Origin of the sequence: Paenibacillus sp. FSL M8-0142, assembly GCF_038597315.1 — a bacterium.
Lineage (GTDB): Bacteria > Bacillota > Bacilli > Paenibacillales > Paenibacillaceae > Paenibacillus_AQ > Paenibacillus_AQ lactis.
In genome coordinates, this window is sequence record NZ_CP152008.1 from 1,474,029 (window position 1) to 1,490,965 (window position 16,937).

General features: G+C 49.9%; 24 protein-coding genes and 1 pseudogene. 23 read left to right on the forward strand and 2 right to left on the reverse strand.

The genetic code is table 11. The features are described 5' to 3' along the window. Positions 1 to 8: 8 nt before the first annotated feature. The 21 genes from NSQ46_RS07000 (at position 9) to NSQ46_RS07100 (ending at position 12,039) form a co-directional block, all read left to right on the forward strand. A complete protein-coding gene (locus NSQ46_RS07000; RefSeq protein WP_342576556.1) occupies positions 9 to 917 on the forward strand; it encodes a RecT family recombinase in 909 nt (302 codons plus the stop codon). A gap of 142 nt (positions 918 to 1,059) precedes the next feature. Next, positions 1,060 to 1,275, forward strand: coding sequence for a hypothetical protein (locus NSQ46_RS07005; protein WP_342576557.1), 216 nt, complete (start codon positions 1,060 to 1,062; stop codon positions 1,273 to 1,275). Next, positions 1,272 to 1,730: a hypothetical protein gene (locus NSQ46_RS07010; RefSeq protein ID WP_342576558.1), complete on the forward strand. Its 459-nt coding sequence runs from the start codon at positions 1,272 to 1,274 to the stop codon at positions 1,728 to 1,730. Before NSQ46_RS07005 ends, NSQ46_RS07010 begins: the two co-directional genes overlap by 4 nt. Further along, complete coding sequence (locus NSQ46_RS07015; RefSeq protein WP_342576559.1) at positions 1,727 to 2,491, forward strand: MBL fold metallo-hydrolase; 765 nt, start codon at positions 1,727 to 1,729, stop codon at positions 2,489 to 2,491. Before NSQ46_RS07010 ends, NSQ46_RS07015 begins: the two co-directional genes overlap by 4 nt. Further along, the gene (locus NSQ46_RS07020) at positions 2,484 to 3,104 is read left to right on the forward strand and encodes a 3'-5' exonuclease (protein WP_342576560.1); all 621 of its coding nucleotides are present in this window, start codon (positions 2,484 to 2,486) and stop codon (positions 3,102 to 3,104) included. Before NSQ46_RS07015 ends, NSQ46_RS07020 begins: the two co-directional genes overlap by 8 nt. 20 nt (positions 3,105 to 3,124) lie before the next feature. Continuing rightward, positions 3,125 to 3,928, forward strand: coding sequence for a replication protein (locus tag NSQ46_RS07025; RefSeq protein ID WP_342576561.1), 804 nt, complete (start codon positions 3,125 to 3,127; stop codon positions 3,926 to 3,928). Further along, on the forward strand, positions 3,867 to 4,220 hold the full coding sequence (locus NSQ46_RS07030) for a replicative helicase loader/inhibitor (RefSeq protein ID WP_342576562.1): 354 nt from the start codon (positions 3,867 to 3,869) through the stop codon (positions 4,218 to 4,220). Before NSQ46_RS07025 ends, NSQ46_RS07030 begins: the two co-directional genes overlap by 62 nt. Then, positions 4,217 to 5,566 (forward strand): replicative DNA helicase, encoded by a 1,350-nt coding sequence (locus NSQ46_RS07035; protein ID WP_342576563.1) that lies wholly within the window; start codon positions 4,217 to 4,219, stop codon positions 5,564 to 5,566. Before NSQ46_RS07030 ends, NSQ46_RS07035 begins: the two co-directional genes overlap by 4 nt. After that, the gene (locus NSQ46_RS07040) at positions 5,541 to 5,951 is read left to right on the forward strand and encodes a hypothetical protein (RefSeq protein ID WP_342576564.1); all 411 of its coding nucleotides are present in this window, start codon (positions 5,541 to 5,543) and stop codon (positions 5,949 to 5,951) included. Before NSQ46_RS07035 ends, NSQ46_RS07040 begins: the two co-directional genes overlap by 26 nt. A 16-nt stretch (positions 5,952 to 5,967) precedes the next feature. Then, complete coding sequence (locus tag NSQ46_RS07045) at positions 5,968 to 6,294, forward strand: hypothetical protein (RefSeq protein WP_342576565.1); 327 nt, start codon at positions 5,968 to 5,970, stop codon at positions 6,292 to 6,294. 194 nt (positions 6,295 to 6,488) lie between these two features. Further along, a complete protein-coding gene (locus NSQ46_RS07050) occupies positions 6,489 to 7,058 on the forward strand; it encodes a hypothetical protein (RefSeq protein WP_342576566.1) in 570 nt (189 codons plus the stop codon). Between the two features lie 360 nt (positions 7,059 to 7,418). Beyond that, positions 7,419 to 8,021, forward strand: coding sequence for a hypothetical protein (locus NSQ46_RS07055; protein WP_342576567.1), 603 nt, complete (start codon positions 7,419 to 7,421; stop codon positions 8,019 to 8,021). A gap of 15 nt (positions 8,022 to 8,036) precedes the next feature. Further along, positions 8,037 to 9,056 carry a phosphoadenosine phosphosulfate reductase family protein gene (locus tag NSQ46_RS07060; RefSeq protein ID WP_342576568.1) on the forward strand — a complete coding sequence of 340 codons (1,020 nt, stop codon included), beginning with the start codon at positions 8,037 to 8,039 and terminating at the stop codon, positions 9,054 to 9,056. Positions 9,057 to 9,100: 44 nt separating this feature from the next. Beyond that, positions 9,101 to 9,259, forward strand: coding sequence for a hypothetical protein (locus tag NSQ46_RS07065; RefSeq protein WP_342576569.1), 159 nt, complete (start codon positions 9,101 to 9,103; stop codon positions 9,257 to 9,259). Between the two features lie 4 nt (positions 9,260 to 9,263). Further along, positions 9,264 to 9,644 (forward strand): hypothetical protein, encoded by a 381-nt coding sequence (locus NSQ46_RS07070; protein WP_342576570.1) that lies wholly within the window; start codon positions 9,264 to 9,266, stop codon positions 9,642 to 9,644. Beyond that, positions 9,641 to 10,048, forward strand: coding sequence for a YopX family protein (locus NSQ46_RS07075; RefSeq protein WP_144879655.1), 408 nt, complete (start codon positions 9,641 to 9,643; stop codon positions 10,046 to 10,048). Before NSQ46_RS07070 ends, NSQ46_RS07075 begins: the two co-directional genes overlap by 4 nt. Continuing rightward, positions 10,045 to 10,380 carry a hypothetical protein gene (locus NSQ46_RS07080; RefSeq protein WP_342576571.1) on the forward strand — a complete coding sequence of 112 codons (336 nt, stop codon included), beginning with the start codon at positions 10,045 to 10,047 and terminating at the stop codon, positions 10,378 to 10,380. Before NSQ46_RS07075 ends, NSQ46_RS07080 begins: the two co-directional genes overlap by 4 nt. After that, a complete protein-coding gene (locus NSQ46_RS07085; protein ID WP_186311225.1) occupies positions 10,370 to 10,543 on the forward strand; it encodes a hypothetical protein in 174 nt (57 codons plus the stop codon). The genes NSQ46_RS07080 and NSQ46_RS07085 overlap by 11 nt, the downstream gene beginning before the upstream one ends. Positions 10,544 to 10,733: 190 nt before the next feature. Next, on the forward strand, positions 10,734 to 11,219 hold the full coding sequence (locus NSQ46_RS07090) for a hypothetical protein (RefSeq protein ID WP_342576572.1): 486 nt from the start codon (positions 10,734 to 10,736) through the stop codon (positions 11,217 to 11,219). Positions 11,220 to 11,302: 83 nt separating this feature from the next. Beyond that, positions 11,303 to 11,791, forward strand: coding sequence for an ArpU family phage packaging/lysis transcriptional regulator (locus NSQ46_RS07095; protein WP_342576978.1), 489 nt, complete (start codon positions 11,303 to 11,305; stop codon positions 11,789 to 11,791). A 41-nt stretch (positions 11,792 to 11,832) separates the two neighbouring features. Continuing rightward, on the forward strand, positions 11,833 to 12,039 hold the full coding sequence (locus NSQ46_RS07100; RefSeq protein ID WP_342576573.1) for a hypothetical protein: 207 nt from the start codon (positions 11,833 to 11,835) through the stop codon (positions 12,037 to 12,039). Positions 12,040 to 12,067: 28 nt separating this feature from the next. Here the strand turns inward: NSQ46_RS07100 and NSQ46_RS07105 are convergent, their stop codons facing one another. Then, positions 12,068 to 12,370 carry a hypothetical protein gene (locus NSQ46_RS07105; RefSeq protein ID WP_342576574.1) on the reverse strand — a complete coding sequence of 101 codons (303 nt, stop codon included), beginning with the start codon at positions 12,368 to 12,370 and terminating at the stop codon, positions 12,068 to 12,070. Positions 12,371 to 12,673: 303 nt separating this feature from the next. On the opposite strand from NSQ46_RS07105, the pseudogene NSQ46_RS07110 reads away from it, so the two are divergent. Together NSQ46_RS07110 and NSQ46_RS07115 are read left to right on the forward strand one after the other, a co-directional pair. Then, positions 12,674 to 13,728: pseudogene (locus NSQ46_RS07110) on the forward strand (protein prkA); the annotation flags it as partial. A 442-nt stretch (positions 13,729 to 14,170) separates the two neighbouring features. Then, a complete protein-coding gene (locus NSQ46_RS07115) occupies positions 14,171 to 15,241 on the forward strand; it encodes a globin-coupled sensor protein (protein WP_342576575.1) in 1,071 nt (356 codons plus the stop codon). Positions 15,242 to 15,382: 141 nt separating this feature from the next. On the opposite strand, the gene NSQ46_RS07120 is transcribed toward NSQ46_RS07115, so the two are convergent. Further along, the gene (locus NSQ46_RS07120; protein ID WP_342576576.1) at positions 15,383 to 16,774 is read right to left on the reverse strand and encodes a SpoVR family protein; all 1,392 of its coding nucleotides are present in this window, start codon (positions 16,772 to 16,774) and stop codon (positions 15,383 to 15,385) included. Positions 16,775 to 16,937: the final 163 nt, after the last annotated feature.

Below are 16,937 nucleotides of genomic sequence, written 5' to 3' on the forward strand. Positions count from 1 at the left end.
CTTATCATATGGCAAATTCAAATACGCAGGTCATGACCCTTACCCCAGAGATCAAGGATGCATTCCCCATTGAAGTCTTGGAGGTAATCCGCACGTCACTTTGCCCAACAGCTACCGATCCTGAGTTCTTACTCTTTGCTCATAAAGCCGCTTCATACCGTCTTGATCCTTTCAAAAATGAAATCTTCTTCATCAAATACGGTAACCAAGCGCGAATCCAGTTCGCTGCGGAGGCGTACCTCGCGAAGGCAAGGGAGAAAGAAGGTTTTCAGCCACCCGACACTCAGACGGTTTGTGCCAACGACACCTTTAAGGCACGGAAATATAAAAACGAGAAGGGTGAAGACGAATGGGAAGTAATCGAACATGAAGTTACTTTCCCTCGCGGAGCCATCGTTGGAGCATACTCAATTGCTTATAGAGATGGATACCGCCCTGTGACCGTTTTTGTTGACAAAGAGCATATCGGTCATGTGTACACAGGACAGAACAAGGACAACTGGAACAAATGGGAGCCGGATATGATCGGCAAACATGCCGAACAAAGAGCACTGAAAAAACAGTATGGTCTTGAGTTCGGAGATGAGAACATTGAACAGCCACCGCTCCAGAATGTCGATTCATACAATCGTAAAGATGTAACTCCAGAAGCTGAAGGGCAGGAAAAAACAGCGCCTCAGCAAACCGAGCAGGGCGATGACGAGGCTGCTGCGCGTATGAAAGCACTCAAAGCTCAGGTCAAGGCTAACTACAAGAAACTGGGGCTAACGGACAAGGAAGCTATGGGCGCGCACATGCAGCAATACTGCAAGGTTAAGGGTGACGAGCCTACGGAGGCAGAACTGAAGGCATACCTCAAAATTATGGACATGCAAATTCAAGCAGCAGAGCAGGCAGAAGACATGCTCCCGGAATAAGCCATGAAGACCATGGTCGAGGTTTACGAGCGCTGTCCTGACTGTCAGATATGCGGCAGCGAGATTAACCCGGGCAATGAGGAGTACATCCGTGATAAGCGGGTGTGCCCCCGGTGCTACGAAGGACTGGAGGGGAAACGAAATGGGGAGCGAAAGCAAGCCCGTGCAACTCGACCTTTTCGACCATATTGACCCTCCGGCTCCTGCCGGGGAAGTCTTGAACGGCATGTATTACGAAAAAGCTACGGACAAATTCGTCTCGTTCGTCCTCGGGCGTCGGCACTACGAAGAGCCGGCCAAAGGATGCCCGCACGATCGGGAGTGGCAGGAACGATTAAAGAGGGAGCGTGCGATATGAGAAGTATCACCCCGGAACATCTAGCATTTGTGGAAGAGGCTGCAAAAGCATTCGAAGATAACCAGCGGTTAGAGACTTATTACACTGATGAGGCCAAGCTTATAGCTCTCCGGTTCGGGGCAGATCGTGATTGCATTAAAGTGTATGAACTTGGCGAACCAGTCGGATTTTTCGTACAGCAAGTTAACATTCGAACACCGCTGCCAAGAAAAGAAGTAGCAAGGTTTGCAATGGACATGGAAGAGCAGCTTAGAGCAAATGAACACAAGGGTGGATGGGAGAATTCATCAGTGGATTATCTCATCAGAGAAATGGCCAAGAATGGTCGCCAGTTGAAGTATTGTTCCACACACTCAGAATTCCGTCGCCGCTGCGCGAACATTGCAAATTACGCAATGATGCTTTCTGACAACGATCGGCGGGAAGAAGTGGAACGGATGGGAGCGTCAACATGAAAGTTGATATTCTCGCTTCCGGCAGCGCAGGGAACTGCGTGGCCGTCACCGCCGGCGGCAAGACCATCCTGATTGATGCCGGCGTTGCCAAGACCAAGATCGAAAAGCGGCTGCTGGAAGTCGGCATCCGGCCGGATCACATCGCGGCGATCATGATCACCCACGCACACAACGACCATACAAAAGGGCTGCCACTGGCAAACAAATTTCGGATACCAGTATGGGCAACGGAAGGCGAGTGGCAGAAGATTTCCGGAGTAGACGAGGACCTGCGGTGCACGGCGGAAACCCGGTGGGGCAAGTACGAGATGATCGAGCTCGGCGGCGTGCATGTATATCCTTTTGAAACCTTCCATGACGCTAGGGAGCCGGTTGGTTACGCCATCGAGGACGACGAGGGCGGCCGCTGCTGCGTGGTTTTCGATACAGGTAAATGGACGGAGGAGATGCTCGAAATGATGGAGGGAAGCCATTACGTGCTGATCGAGGCGAATCATGATCCCGACCTGGTCGAGATGTGCAACCGACCTGACAGCATCAAAGCCCGCATCCTCTCCGACATCGGTCACCTGAGTAATCAACAGACGGCAGAGGTCCTGAAACGGTTGATCCGGGGCCGCGGCGAGCGAATATACCTGACGCATTTATCAGGCGAGAATAACACTCCGCAGCTGGCTGAAATGACCGTGAGGATGGCACTCCGGCAGCGCGGATTCGAAGAAGGAAAACATTATCACTTGGAGGTGGTTACCGGTGCTTAACAATTTGACTGTATTTGACTTCGAAACTACTGGACTTGATCCGGTGAACGATAGAGTAATAGAAATGGCTGCTGTCAGGGTTGTAGATGGCGAGATTGTAACGGGATTTCACACTCTCATTAAAACGGAAATTGAATTGACCCCGAAGATCACGGAAATCACAGGGATCTATCCAGAGATGTTGCAAGGGGCAATGGATGAAGGGCTTGCCTTCCGGATACTGCGTAACATTATGGGTGACAGTTTACTGGTTGCTCACAATGCCGCATTTGATCTTCAGTTCTTGCACCATGCTCTTCAACGGCTAGCAGGAAAAACATTCACCAATCCGTTCATCGACACGCTCACGATAAGCCGCGATCGGCACACCTACCCTCATAAGCTGACAGACATGTGCAGCAGGTATGGTATCGAATTGCTGGGGGCACATAGAGCCTTGAATGACGTCGAGGGATGCTGGAAGCTTCTAGAAGCCATGCACAATGAAGGACCAGTCGACTCATACATTAATCGCCTGGGCTATCTCAGCAAGTATGGTCCCCCTGATTGGGCTCCAGCTCATGCCGAATTGTTTGGTACGAACAACAGATACGAACCCCGCAATGTCGGATAAAAATGAACGGGTGAAGTGATATGGCAGGACCGCAGCTGGAAGACGGTTATACCCGGATCGCCAATGCAATTTTGGAGGAGGTAGCCCGGCGGAAGCTAAACGGCACGCAATATTCCATACTCTTGACGGTCTGGCGCTACACCTACGGGTTTAATCGTAAGGATTGCGCCTTGTCAGTCAGCTTCATCAGGGAAGCGATTGAGGGGGATTTGAAGGGTGTCAAGAGAGAACTTGCCAATCTCATCGACCGCCGGATCTTAGTCATCACTCAGGAGGCATATGGAATACAACCTCGGAAAATTGCATTCAATAAACGTTTTGATGAATGGTTAGTGGTGGTCAAATCACCCCCACTACCTAAGAAACCTAGTGGGGGACAATCCTCCCCCAGAGTGGGGGACAATTCACCCCCAGTAGTGGGGGACAATTCACCCCCCAAGAAAGAAAGAAAGAAAACTATAAAGAAAGAGGATATATATATGGACAAACTCAAGTTCCATGACACCGTATATCTGACCCTTGAGCAATACGAAAAATTATGTGCTGAGTTTGGAAAACATCGAGTCGATAACACCATCGAAGCTCTCGATGAATGGCAAACCAATAAAAAGCCCAGCCAGCATAAAAAGGATCACTATAAAACAATCCGCGTTTGGATCAAGAAGGACTTGGAAAGAAGCAAGACATCCTTTAAACCAAAAGCGCAGCGTAACAAAGAAGAGATGGATATTCTTAATCAGTTTTACGAGGAGGGAGCAGCGCGTGAAGCAGACGGAGACGTCAAACTTCCTGGCAATGATCAAGACCGCTTATCCCTTCTTTGAAGTAACAGTGGCTGGCGTGCGCTTATGGCACACCATGTTAGCGGATCTCGACTACAAAACTGCACAGATGAGGCTGGCTAATCATATCCGATCTAGCAAGTTCGCTCCTACTATCGCGGAGATTTTGAACCCGGTTCCTTCAGAAGAAAAATCATTTTATGAGCTTCAACGCGCGGAAGAAGAAGCTGAACGCCTGGCACTTGCCGAGTACAACGAAAAGGCCGTACCGATGCCGGAGCATATACGGGAGAAGCTTGAACAGACGCTTGCGAAGAAGGTGAGCAGGCAATGAGTTTTGAGGCAGAACAGGCCGTGCTTGGCTCAATCCTTAAGAATCCGGACCTGCTTGACGACTGTTACCTCCGGCCGGATGACTTTGATCCGGAAGGGAATAATGGACTGGTTTTCGAGGCACTGAGCTGGGCGCATGAGGCTTTTACAAACAAGCCGGGCGTCAAGGATCCGTTCGATCCGGTACTGCTTGCAGAACACTGGGGGGCCCAACTTTCCAAGATCGGCGGCCTGACCTATCTTATGCAGCTTAGAGGTTCTGTCCCATCGACTTCGAATTTCGACCACTACCAAAAGATCGTCCGGGAAACAAGTATTGAGAATCGGGCAGCTCGTGTAATGCGTGAAGTATTAAACGGTGGCAAGCTGAATCTTAGTGCTGTCCGTGAGAGTCTTGAGCACCTCGAAGAGCTTCAAGGCCAGACGCTAGTCGATGGCATGAGGAAAGTCTCCGACGTTCTGGACGGACATCACAAGGAGATAATGGCACGCGGCAGCCGCGCCGGACTGACCGGAGCAAGATCGGCCAGCGATGACTTTAACGAAATGTCAGGCGGGCATCAGAAACAGGATGTAATGATCGTCGCGGCGAGGCCCAGTATCGGAAAGACAGCTTATATTGTCAACGACTCAAGGTCATCTGCAGAACACGGTTATACCGTAGGGTTGTTTTCCGCCGAGATGCCGGGGCTAGATGTGGCCGAACGCTATGTTTGCACGATTGGCGGGATCGACAGCAAGAAAGTACGTGCTGGACGTCTGTCGGAAAATGATTGGCATAGCTACAGCAAGGCGCTTGAGATCCTCGACAGCTTGCCGATCTACATTGATGATACTCCAGGGATGACCATTGAATATATTCGCCGGCAAGTTAAGGCGATGAAGAAAAAGCACAAGAATCTGATCATTTACATTGACTACCTGCAGCTGATCGAGACCGAGAAGAAATTCACCCAGAACACTGATCGTGTAAACCACGTCTCCAAGCAGCTCAAGCAGATAGCCCGCACATTTGATGTGCCAGTGATCGCCATCAGTTCCGTGGGCCGAAAGTGTGAGGAGCGTCAGGACAAGCGGCCGATGATGAGCGATCTCCGCGAATCAGGAAATATCGAGTTTGACGCAGATATCATCATGTTCTTGTACCGAGACGACTACTATTACCCGGACACCGTTCGGAAAGGAATCATCGAATTGATCATAGCTAAGGGGCGTAAGATCGGGACAGCAACAGTGGAGATGGTCTTTGACCGGAAGACCGGGCGCTTCATCAACCTGAGCAAGGAAGATAAGGAAAAGCTGGCGGAGAAGGTGAGGCAGCATGAGCAAACTCATTCAAAACGATGAGCAATATAACAAAGCCCTCAGCGGGCTTGTCACGATCGCGGCAGAGCTGGACGATCCATTGAGTTCCATGAGCCCGGAGGAACGGGACCGGAAACAAGCTATCTATGACCGGACAGCAGAGCTTGTGCAGTATTACAAGCGTGGGTCGATGGTCAGGAAATTTCCTGGCCTACGTGAGCAATATGAGAGCCTCGGCTGGACGTGGCAGGAGCTTGGTACTCCTGAACCGTCTGAGCCGTATCAAACGGAGAATCAGCCAGAGGAGAAAGCTGATCCGGAGGAGCCGGACAATCAGCCGCCAGCAGAAGAACGGCCGGAGCCGGAAATAGCGCCACCAGCAAAGCCGGCACCAAACAAGAGCCTGATGGACTGGCTTGATGATTAGAAAGCGAGGGGAAACGATGCGATATATAACCATTGCAATACCGGTCCTGGATTACCCAATCCGTGGTTACCAGCCCGGGGACATGCGGGTGAAGCTTCAAGAAGAAGCGAACGAGCTGATTGACGAAATCGAGTCTGCTGACTTCGATCAGCGCCGAATGCTCAGCGAGCTGCTGGATGTGCTGCAGGTAACGGTCGGGATGATCCGGCAGCAGGCCCGGGAGGTATTGCCTCCTGGGGAAGCATCAAAGGTACTTGCCGATGTGATTGTGCGAGCTAATCAAGATCATCTTCTGAAGATCAATGAGTATGCCCGGCAGCGCTCCTGGGAGGTGGCGAGATAAATGGGAAAGTGTAAATTTCCGAAATGTGATCACAAAGCTGCTGGAACGTGGGCCCTAGTGGAGGTCTGCAGCGATCATTTAAAGGGGATTCGAATTGAGACAGATGCTTATTATCGCAGAAGTATCTACTCCTATCAGCGCTATTTGTACAACCAAATATCCTGGCGGATTCCTTGGAGCCGGGAGGCGATGAGATGAGATTCGTCGGAGTGGATCCAGCAACGAAAACCGGAGTAGTGATCCTGGATGAACAAGGGAACGTGATCTTTGAAGAAGAGCTCAAAGGTGAAGGTCGAAAAGTTAAGGGCGGGATTAGCACCGAGGAGCTCGTTTCTCTTGAAAACAAGTTCTATAAGATCATTAAGCCGGAGGATGAAATATCAATTGAGCAGCCGGCGATGGGTACGCAGATGGGCGTGACAACCGGCATGATCCATGGCGGGCTGCGGACGATGATATTCCGGAAGGGGCTGGCGTTTTGGGATGTCAACCCGGCCTGGACAAAGAAGTATGTCAAGGTAACCGGGTGGATAATAGAGAATGGGAAAAAACGCAGGTTCAAGGATAACGAGAAGAAGAAGGCGATGAAGGACGCGGCTCTTCAGCACTTTGGGTACACCCATAAAAGCGATAACGTCGTGGATGCTTACATCATCGCCAGAATCGCTTTGAATCTCTACTTGATGCGAGAGTACAAACCGTTGCTCGACACCCAAACGTACCAGGTCGAAGTATTAGAATCCATTTTAAATAAAGTTGAGTAACCCGGGGCCGATCAGGTCCTGCGGCGGACAGTCACACCCAAATGACGGAACAACAGTTCTTATTTTGATCAGAGAAGGAGGTTCCTAGATTGAAACCTTCACAAATAAAGGCTGGAAAGACTTATGTCGGCAACGGCGGATCTCTGAGAAAAGTAACGGATACTCGGTCTGGATGGGACGGAAAAGATTTTTACGATAACATCCACTTCATTTGTATCAAAGGCAGAAGCCCGGGGGCAGCGTCGGTGGTATCAAGAACACAGTTCGCGAAATGGGCTTTGGCTGCCACAGTAGAGGAGGAGGCGTAGATCCGTGCTAGTTACACGACTATTGCCAAAAAAAACATAAAGGAGAATTCATATGGCGATCAGATTGAGTTTTCAAACTGAAAAGAAGCAAGGGACACTCTTAATCTCGGATGCTTCCGAGTCCAATAAATCTGATGTTATTCGGGGATTTTTCAGCCTTTTTGGTTCCGAAAAGGAGCCAGTGCAAACCACAGTTTATTCTCATGAAATCGTCGTTCACAGCCAAGGGAAACCGGAGGAGCTTCAAAAGAAAGTCTCAGAAGCTATTAATCAGCGATTGCAACAGCTCGAGTCACGACCGAGCAAGGATGAAGTCGAGATTAAAAAGCCAGAACTAATCAATTCGACAAGGACGCTCAACCCGACGATCGGGGAAATGATTGGGGGCGCGCCGCAGCAAGAAGTTCCACCCGAAGAGCCCGAGTGGTATCAAACCGGGATCAAAAATAAGGAGGGGGTTCCACACTACAAACTCCGTTACTGGTGCAAAAATCCACAATGTCGAGATAGATCCAATGACTATATCAAGGAAGACCAGAAAACGGTCAGCTGCCGGAAATGCGGCCAAGAGCTCCTGGTAAGGCAAGCAACGGACGAGCATTTGAAACGTGATGAATGGGGCAATTTCTTTATCGCTGACAAGCCGGTGATATAGCCAGGGGGGACAGATGTGAACCACATCATATTCTTCAGCGGCGGTAAAGCGAGCCTGGCAGTCGCTGATTATGTCAAAACGACCTATCCCGATGACAATATACTGCTGTACTTCACGGATACGCTCTGGGAAAACGAGGACTTATACCGATTCATTAACGAGGCATCTGATAAGCTGCAGCTGCCCATGTTGACCCACAGCGCCGGTCTGAATCCTATCCAGCTGATGTTCGAGAAAAAGATGGTTTACAACAGCATGATCGGGGACTGTTCAAAGATGCTGAAAATGAAGGTGGCTAAGGATTTCCTCAAGAAGGGAATCCGGCCGCCGGTTGAGGAATGGCGGAATCGCCAGCACCTGAAGCATGAGAACTTTGTGACGGATGCAACGCTGTATTTCGGGATCGGGTTTGACGAGATGCACAGGGAACCGGCAATCCGGAAGAACTGGCAGCCGTTCAAAGTGGAAATGCCGCTGATCGATCACAACATCTACAAAGACGAAATCCTCAAGAAATACGGCATCAGACAGCCGATCCTATACGATTACGGATTTAGCCATAACAACTGTAATGGTCGCTGCGTGAAGGCCGGACAGGGGCATTACAAGTTGCTGAAAGAACAGATGCCGGATGTATTCCAAAAGATCATGGAGCAAGAGCATCACTTGAAGATATGCGTATCCGCCTACCGATACATCACAGCCGGTAATAGGGCCAAGGATGACATGGATCCGGCAGAGGTTATCCCGGCACATGTCCAGGAACGCATGCTGCAGGAACTGGACAATGCGTACCGCGATTACTTTTATGACCGAGCACCGAAGCCGAAGCCGTATATCCATCCGGCGGGCGCCGCCGTCCACAAGTACATGGAGATCCAGCAGTACGCCTTTATGAAACGGGACAGCAAACCATACCCGATTCGGGATCTTCATCAGGAAGTGGAGAACGATATGCAGATTGACTTGTTCGATATCGGCGGCTGCGGCTGTTTCGTGGATTCATTCGCATCAGAAGATGCATGCAATATCTAAGATAAGGGGATGGTTATCCTCCCTCAAACCTGGAGGGGAAGAGATTGTCCGACAACCTATCCACCAAAGGGGATTCAAACGTAATCGACTACCGCACCCTCTATGACCGGCTTAAAGATACAGACGCAAGTAAATGGACACGGGAAATGGAACTGTTTTCGAAGCTGTACTACTGGAAATTAAACGATCCAAGGGAGAGATGAACGGATGAAATCCATAAATGAATTGGTGCAGGCAGCACATCAAAATGCAGTATCAAAGGGCTGGTGGGACGAACCGAGAAGCTTCGGGGAGATCATCGCGCTGATCCACTCGGAAGCATCGGAAGCGCTGGAGGATCATCGGAACGGCAAGCTGCCGACGGAAGTCTGGTTTGAGGCGAAGAATTACGATGGAGATATTGTTCAATTCAGAGAGCAAGTTGCGCCTGATTTTAAACCATGCGGCATCCCTTCAGAACTGGCCGATATCGTGATTCGAGTGTTCGACGCCTGCGGGCGGTACGGCATCGACCTGGAGAGAGCGATAACCCAAAAGATGACGTATAACGCCACCCGGCCGCGGCGGCATGGCGGGAAGAAGCTATGAAGCATCTCAAATTTCGAGTATGGGATAAAGATTTGAGGAAAATGCACGTTTGCGGCGAGGACATCCATGACTCCATTTCCTTTGATGAAGACGGTAAGGCTTTTTACTACAATCTCCAGAATGGCTGCGGCAGCGGCGGCGAGGACTCGGAATATGTTTTGATGCAATACACTGGCCTGGATGACATTGAACGCAAAAACATATTCGATCGAGACCTGGTAGAGATCAAGGGACACCCGTTCCAGGGTCCGAACATGCGGGTCGACGGCATATACGAAGTCGGATACAACGATCGCATGGAATTATGCTGCGGCAGCTGGCTGCTTCATCGAATGTTGCCTTACATCACGGTTGTTGGAAACATCTACGAGAATCCTGAACTGCGGGAGGTGCCTCATGGATGAATCGAAAAATAATAGATGCCGATCATCGATCTGAAATGTGGGATAAGGCAGACAATGCCCGGAACGAAGAGGCTCATCTGCGGGATGAGGTGTTCGAGCTGATTAATGCCCTGGAATATGCCTATGACGAGTTGGCCCGCATTCGCTGTGATTACCAGGCAGACAAGCAGCGGTTCCATGATCAGGCCCGAGAACTGGCACGTTACCAGGCTTCGCTGGATTGGTTGAAGCAAAGGTTCGAAGAGGAATGGACATATGAGCCGGGGATCGACGAGGTCGTAGATGAAATCATATATCGGTTTGAGGGTGGAGGTGAGTCCGATGCTGGATAAAGGGAAAAGTGAGTTTTGGCCGCCAGAAAAGATTGCTGCTCATCTCAAGGCGATCGGAGCAGACAAGCCACCTGAGCCAAGAAACAGCGGATTGAAATATGAGATCACCGCGCCGCGGAAGGGGTACAGCGGCAAGTATCTTAAGCGAGGTGGGGAGTATTGAGCAAAGGAACAAAGTTCAGCGTAGTCATTGAATCCCCACAGCGATTGGAGATCGGTTCAGGCATCCACGTAGAAGGAAAAATAATTGTGGTCACGAGCATTCGTAAAGTCGAATATGTCAACGATAGATTGGTTCTAGTAAGTGGGACGGGAACGATTCAAAGAAAATAATCTGAGAGGGGAAATAACCAATGATCAATATGAACGTGCTTTTTAAGTCCATGCAGAAAGATGACAAGAAAGAAATCCTCAAGTTCGAAATCAAGGGATCCGAGGATGCTGGCGAAGAGATGGAGCTGTTCGAGCTCTCCGGAAGCATTGTAGTTCTCTCCCTGAAAGTCGGAGGAGATGATGTATGCGGGGATGTATCGGCCGAGTTTATCTCCATGCAACGCGATAGCAAGAAGACTGTCATGAAATTCGGCATTAAAGGGGACCGGGATGGCAAGGCTCAAAAGCTTTACGAATTCGCCGGCCGTAATGTAGAACTTGGAGTGGCGCCAAGCCAGATGAGCATTGAGGAGTTTAATGAGCCGAGGGAAGGCGTCCGCGGCAAGATCAATCCGGATGGGACGGTAGAGGTCGAGGACAAGAATCAAGTAACCATTGATGAGGTTGCTGTTGCAGCTGAGGAAGACGGCCCGCCGATGCCGGATGACGATGACCTGCCGCTTTGATTGAGTGTAAGAAACAAGCCCCGGCTCCGGCCGGGGGAGACTTTTCTCCAGTCAACAGAAATTGAGGTGAAGAAATGACCCAGATGTCATTCGAGCTTCCCGAATTGGATAGGAAGAAAACGCAGGCAGCTGTCGAGTCGGCTCTGGAAAAGTACCGCATATTCAAGACAATAACATTCGAGGAACGTGAAGCGAGTATAACAGCCAGCAGCACGGAACGATTTCATGGGCCTACAAATGTAACCAGCGATCAGACCGCCGATGTTGCCATTTACAACGTGTACGAACCACAAGTAAGGCAGCAGTATTGCGAGAAGGTCGAGAGGGCAGTGAACAAGTTGTACCCCCGAGAACGTCTCCTAATTCAAGAACGCTATATGAAGGATGAGACTGTAACGGATCTGAAGGTTTACAACTTCATCTTTAATCCGCCGATCAGCAAAGACCTTTACGCAAAGATCAGATGGACAGCGTTTTACAGGCTGGCTTTTAATCTGGATTATTTCAAGATCATCGATATAAAAAAATTACTTACCCCTCCAAAAGGGGAACATTACGAGGATCTTTCTTGAATAAACATTACCTAAGCAGCACAGAGGAGGGGGCAAAGCACATGGATTCCACCCAGGCACCTGTCCAGCATGAACAAGAGGTCGATATAAAAGAGCGTGTCACAAAATACATCGAAGGGAAAAACGGACTCATTGGCATTGTCATTCCTCCATGTGACGAACCAACAAGCGCTCTGGACGATCTCTACAAAACGATCGCTGAAATTGCGATCAGACAAGCAAAGAAGAAAGCCGCTCAAAATAAATGAGCGGCTTTTCTCTGTTCTGCGAATCAAATCAACTTTTTAGACCTTCGATCATTTCTTTATAATGGGCTCGATAATCGTCCACGCTATCAAAATATTTAAAACCTGCTTTATTAATTAACCAATCAAATCGTTCTCGATCCAGCTCAGTTCCATGCATGCAGTGCATCAATTCAATTTGTTGCTCATCCCTAACTCGTATGATATGTTCATCTTGCTCATTAATAATATAAAATTCATAGTTATTATCCTCAGACACATACAGCATATGAGTGTGACTCCCACCGCCAAACCAATTTCCTCGATGATCCTTTCTAAAACCCTTAAAGGCCATATGAACGCCTCCCGATATTTGTATCGTTACTATATCATGTATCTATCGGAACAGACAAACACCTCTCTCATGATCATATCAGGTCCGATGTTTGTACTGTTTTTCATAAGAAGTGAGAATTTCGCAATCAGGAAAACGGCGATCAAAATCCTCTCGCGCATCTGCCTCAGTTCCGGCAACAATCTCCGCATGAATAGATCCGTGAACTGGATGGTTAAATCGAATAATATACGTTCGCATTGTCTTGAACTCCTCCCTTAGAATATGAGTATGCAGCGTAAAATTAAATCATGATTATTTAGATTAATGAGTGCACTGACTATGAGCTGATTGTGGCCCATACGAACGAAGCGGAATACAAAGCCTTTATCGCCAATAAGAAGAACGAGGCGCTCCAATCCCGGATGATCGTCATGCCGATCCCGTATAACCTCAGGGTCAGCGATGAAGAGAAAATCTATGCCAAGCTGATCGGGCAGAGCGACATGAAGCATATCCATATTGCGCCGCATGCATTGCGTTCCGCCGCAATATTCTCCATATTGACCCGTTTGAAGGAAACGAAGAAGCAGGGAATGGACCTGATCAAGAAAATGCGCATGTACGACGGGGAGGAAGTGGAGGGCTACAAGGAAGCCGATCTGAAAGAGATGCAGAGCGAATATTTAGAGGAAGGCATGTCCGGCGTGGATCCCCGGTATGTCATTAACCGGATCTCAAGTGCTCTTATTAAGCAGGATCTTCAGTGCATTAACGCGCTGGATATGCTGCGGGCGATTAAGGATGGGCTGGATCAGCACGCTTCCATTACCAAGGAGGAGCGGGAGCGGTATTTGAACTTTATTGCAGCCGCGCGCAAAGAGTATGATGAGCTGGCCAAGAAGGAAGTTCAAAAGGCGTTTGTCTATTCCTTTGAAGAGTCGGCCAAGACGCTGTTCGAGAACTATCTTGATAATATTGAGGCCTTCTGCAACTGGACCAAGATCCGCGATCCGCTGACCGACGAGGAGATGGATCCGGATGAAAGATTGATGCGTTCCATCGAGGAACAGATCGGGGTATCAGAGAATGCCAAGAAGGCCTTCCGCGAGGAAATCATGATTCGCATCTCGGCGTATTCGCGCAAAGGGAAGAAGTTCGAGTACCATAATCATGAGCGCCTGCGCGAAGCGATCGAGAAGAAGCTGTTCGCAGATCTCAAAGACATCGTCAAAATCACCACCTCCACAAAAACGCCGGATGCGGTGCAGCTGAAACGCATTAACGAAGTCAGCTCCAGACTGATCGAGGAGCACGGCTACTGCCCGGTCTGCGCCAATGAGCTGCTGCGGTACGTAGGCAGTCTGCTGAACCGATAACTTTCGTCCTGAGAGCTGGCGTCATCCACCGTTCTTGCGGGAAGTGAGACTAAACGTCAGGAGCGGAAGGACTCGCAAAAAAAAATGCAACCGGCGGGGGGCATAGCCTGTTTTGGAGTCAGCCCGGTCAGCTGTTAGGGATTACGCAGAGGGAGAATGCTTGGGAGCGGTAATCCAAACGAAGGTTGAAGGCGAGCTGCGCTGGCGGTAAATGGTTACCGCCAGCGCAGCTTGTTTCTGTCTGCATGGGGGTATCGAAACTCGTCCGGTATGATCGCATTTTCGATTTAACTTGCATATTCAGGCAATGGCAAGATGTGATTTTATACACTCAATTAGGACTTTAGCATTATGCCTTGATTGGTAAATATAGTCTATAATGAACCCTAAGTACTTAGACCTGTAACAGGGATCATTCTATTTAGGAGTGAAGGATTTCGTCATGATGGATGTTTCACCGAAAAGACGTCAGCAGCTGGAGTATATCGGACTACGTGAGCATGATTTAGAGCTGCTTGTACAGCACCGCGATGTGTTTGTCAAGGTTGTCGAGGAGGTGGTGGACCGGTTTTATGCGAGAATCGGCGAACAGCCGCAGCTCATGCAGATTATTAACCGAATGTCGACCATGGAGCGGCTGAAGGAAACCCAGCGGGTATATTGGTTGTCGCTTGCAGAAGGCCGGGTGGATGAGGCATATCTCGAGAACCGGATTAAGATCGGACAAGTTCATTCGAGAATCGGGCTGAACACCGATTATTATCTCGGCAGCTATATGCTATATTTGGATATTGCAGCAGATCTGTTTAAGCAGCTGCTTCCTGAGCAATGGACGCATGTCGTGCATGCACTCAGCAAAATGTTCAATCTGGATTCTCAGCTCGTTCTGGAGGCTTATGAGATGAAGGAGAAAGAAAAAATTCAAAATTTGGTCACGGATCAACAGAAAATGTTGGAAGCGATTACAGAAGCGGTGCAGGAGCTGACCGCCATGATCGTTGAGCTGGATCAAAGTGCAGCGCTGATGGCCGATAATGCCATGAAAACCGCGGAGGCTCAAGAGAAGGCCCATACGCTGACCGCCGAGCTTGGCGAGGAGATTCTCCAGATCGAGCAGATGGGCAGCCTGATCCGGGAAATCTCCGACCAGAGCCATCTGCTCGGACTGAATGCCGCGATTGAGGCTGCGCATGCCGGAGAGCTCGGAAGAGGCTTCGAGGTGGTGGCGGGCGAAGTGAGAAAGCTTGCAACGCATTCTAAAAAAGCGATGGAAGAGATCCAAAGCAAAGTCATCGGGATTATACGCAAGCTGGGCCTGGTGGAGCAGGAGTCCGAGAAGACCTCGGTGAACGCCCGAAATCAGGCGGCAAGCTCCCAGGAGCTGGCGGCTTTCGTGAAGATGATGGAGAAGCTCGCGGATGACCTGGAGGCTTTAAAGCACGAGTATGACGCGCACAAGCATGATCTGGAAGCTGAATCGGCTCCGATGAAGTCCGAGAAGGCCACCGTTTGATTCGAAAGCGAAGGCGGTGCTTGGCGATAAATCTTACAGATGAAAAGCAGCATCCACGGACCGGAGCGATTGCACCGGGAGGATGCTGCTTCTATTTTTATTAATGCGGAAGAAACGAATCGAAGCTGCGATAAAAGTCATTCAAATAAATCGCCGGTGGAGCTTCTTGCCGTCATAGGAGAATAGAATCGGCTTGCCTTCGATCATGCTGTGCAAATGCACCGGCTTGCCCCAGAGCCGGTAAACGTACGGTATTGTGCGCTCCATGTATTTCAGATCAAGCTCGATGCCTTCGAATAGATGCTTGATCATGAGCTCACCGGAACGAAGATGGTCCCCGTCGGTGACGACCAGATAGGGGTTGCCGCCGTTTACGCGGGAGACGACGAGCTGATCCCGAATGTTTTCCCACGCTTTGTCCGTAATTTTCCACTCAGGGCCCTTCTTCTCGAATACGTACAGGTCCAGATCCTCAACGAGCTCCTTGGTCAAATAATTGCGAAGGAACGAGATGTCGGAGTCGTATTCCCTCACGTCGAACATCTTCTCCCGGTCCCAGCGCCGTTCGATGTCCTCGAAGATTTTAAGCCCCAGATAGTACGGGTTCAGGCTGTGGCGCGACGGCTGGACGACGGAAGCGTTCAGCTTGGCGAATTCCACCGTTTCCTCGCTGGTCAGGTCCATCTCCCGCAGTATGCGCTGATGCCAGTACGAGGCCCAGCCTTCATTCATGATTTTCGTCTCCATCTGCGGCCAGAAATACAGCATCTCCTCGCGAAGCATGCTCATGATGTCCCGCTGCCAATCCTCAAGAATATCGGAGTGCTCCTGAATAAACCACATGATGTCCTTCTCCGGCTCAGCCGGAAACCGCTTTGGCGCGGCGGGAGCCTGCTCCCCCTTTTCTTCCTCGTCTTCATCCAGCTCCCATAGATCATCGTACCGGCCGGGAGGCTTCTGGCGTTTGGCCTCTTCCCGCCGCTCCAGCATCCGCCGCTCGTTATAGCGCTGCTTGTCGAGTTTTTCGGGCTTTAGGATTTGAGGGTCGACATGCTCCTGGATCGCCAGAACCGCGTCAATGAATTGCTCGACCGCTTCCGTTCCATGCTCCAGCTCATAACGGGATATCCGCTCGGCGGTAGCGGACATGCTCTCCACCATATTGCGGTTGGAGACCGAAAAACGGGCGTTGTTTTTGAAGAAATCGCAGTGGGCGAGCACATGGGCGACGATCAGCTTGTTCTGAATCAGTGAATTGCCGTCCAGGAGGAAAGCGTAGCACGGATTGGAATTGATCACGAGCTCGTAGATTTTACTGAGACCGAAATCGTATTGCATCTTCATTTTATTGAAGGTTTTACCAAAGCTCCAGTGGCTGAACCGCGTCGGCATGCCATAAGCGCCGAAGGTGTATATGATGTCTGCCGGGCAGATCTCATACCGCATGGGATAAAAATCAAGGCCGAAGCCTGATGCAATTTCGGTAATCTCTGCAATGGAGCGCTCTAACTCAGCAATCTCGTCTTGGTGCACGAGGATCCCTCCTTCGTTAATGGAAACCTGGTTCTTATCATATATATGGGAACTTGATGGAGATATGCGGGCTCAAGGGAGGAGCCGCGCGAAGAATAGGCTTGTTAAGAGAGCGGGCGGTGAAAGCATGGAGACCACTTTTTGGTGTAAAAAAATACCATGC

What these genes read in the sequence shown, in the direction of transcription:
- NSQ46_RS07000 (WP_342576556.1), top strand. Translation starts at nt 9, where the DNA reads ATGGCAAATTCAAATACGCAGGTCATGACCCTTACCCCAGAGATCAAG.
- NSQ46_RS07005 (WP_342576557.1), top strand. Translation starts at nt 1,060, where the DNA reads ATGGGGAGCGAAAGCAAGCCCGTGCAACTCGACCTTTTCGACCATATT.
- NSQ46_RS07010 (WP_342576558.1), top strand. Translation starts at nt 1,272, where the DNA reads ATGAGAAGTATCACCCCGGAACATCTAGCATTTGTGGAAGAGGCTGCA.
- NSQ46_RS07015 (WP_342576559.1), top strand. Translation starts at nt 1,727, where the DNA reads ATGAAAGTTGATATTCTCGCTTCCGGCAGCGCAGGGAACTGCGTGGCC.
- NSQ46_RS07025 (WP_342576561.1), top strand. Translation starts at nt 3,125, where the DNA reads ATGGCAGGACCGCAGCTGGAAGACGGTTATACCCGGATCGCCAATGCA.
- NSQ46_RS07035 (WP_342576563.1), top strand. Translation starts at nt 4,217, where the DNA reads ATGAGTTTTGAGGCAGAACAGGCCGTGCTTGGCTCAATCCTTAAGAAT.
- NSQ46_RS07040 (WP_342576564.1), top strand. Translation starts at nt 5,541, where the DNA reads ATGAGCAAACTCATTCAAAACGATGAGCAATATAACAAAGCCCTCAGC.
- NSQ46_RS07045 (WP_342576565.1), top strand. Translation starts at nt 5,968, where the DNA reads ATGCGATATATAACCATTGCAATACCGGTCCTGGATTACCCAATCCGT.
- NSQ46_RS07050 (WP_342576566.1), top strand. Translation starts at nt 6,489, where the DNA reads ATGAGATTCGTCGGAGTGGATCCAGCAACGAAAACCGGAGTAGTGATC.
- NSQ46_RS07055 (WP_342576567.1), top strand. Translation starts at nt 7,419, where the DNA reads ATGGCGATCAGATTGAGTTTTCAAACTGAAAAGAAGCAAGGGACACTC.
- NSQ46_RS07070 (WP_342576570.1), top strand. Translation starts at nt 9,264, where the DNA reads ATGAAATCCATAAATGAATTGGTGCAGGCAGCACATCAAAATGCAGTA.
- NSQ46_RS07075 (WP_144879655.1), top strand. Translation starts at nt 9,641, where the DNA reads ATGAAGCATCTCAAATTTCGAGTATGGGATAAAGATTTGAGGAAAATG.
- NSQ46_RS07080 (WP_342576571.1), top strand. Translation starts at nt 10,045, where the DNA reads ATGAATCGAAAAATAATAGATGCCGATCATCGATCTGAAATGTGGGAT.
- NSQ46_RS07085 (WP_186311225.1), top strand. Translation starts at nt 10,370, where the DNA reads ATGCTGGATAAAGGGAAAAGTGAGTTTTGGCCGCCAGAAAAGATTGCT.
- NSQ46_RS07090 (WP_342576572.1), top strand. Translation starts at nt 10,734, where the DNA reads ATGATCAATATGAACGTGCTTTTTAAGTCCATGCAGAAAGATGACAAG.
- NSQ46_RS07095 (WP_342576978.1), top strand. Translation starts at nt 11,303, where the DNA reads ATGTCATTCGAGCTTCCCGAATTGGATAGGAAGAAAACGCAGGCAGCT.
- NSQ46_RS07100 (WP_342576573.1), top strand. Translation starts at nt 11,833, where the DNA reads ATGGATTCCACCCAGGCACCTGTCCAGCATGAACAAGAGGTCGATATA.
- NSQ46_RS07105 (WP_342576574.1), bottom strand. Translation starts at nt 12,370, where the DNA reads ATGGCCTTTAAGGGTTTTAGAAAGGATCATCGAGGAAATTGGTTTGGC.
- NSQ46_RS07115 (WP_342576575.1), top strand. Translation starts at nt 14,171, where the DNA reads ATGATGGATGTTTCACCGAAAAGACGTCAGCAGCTGGAGTATATCGGA.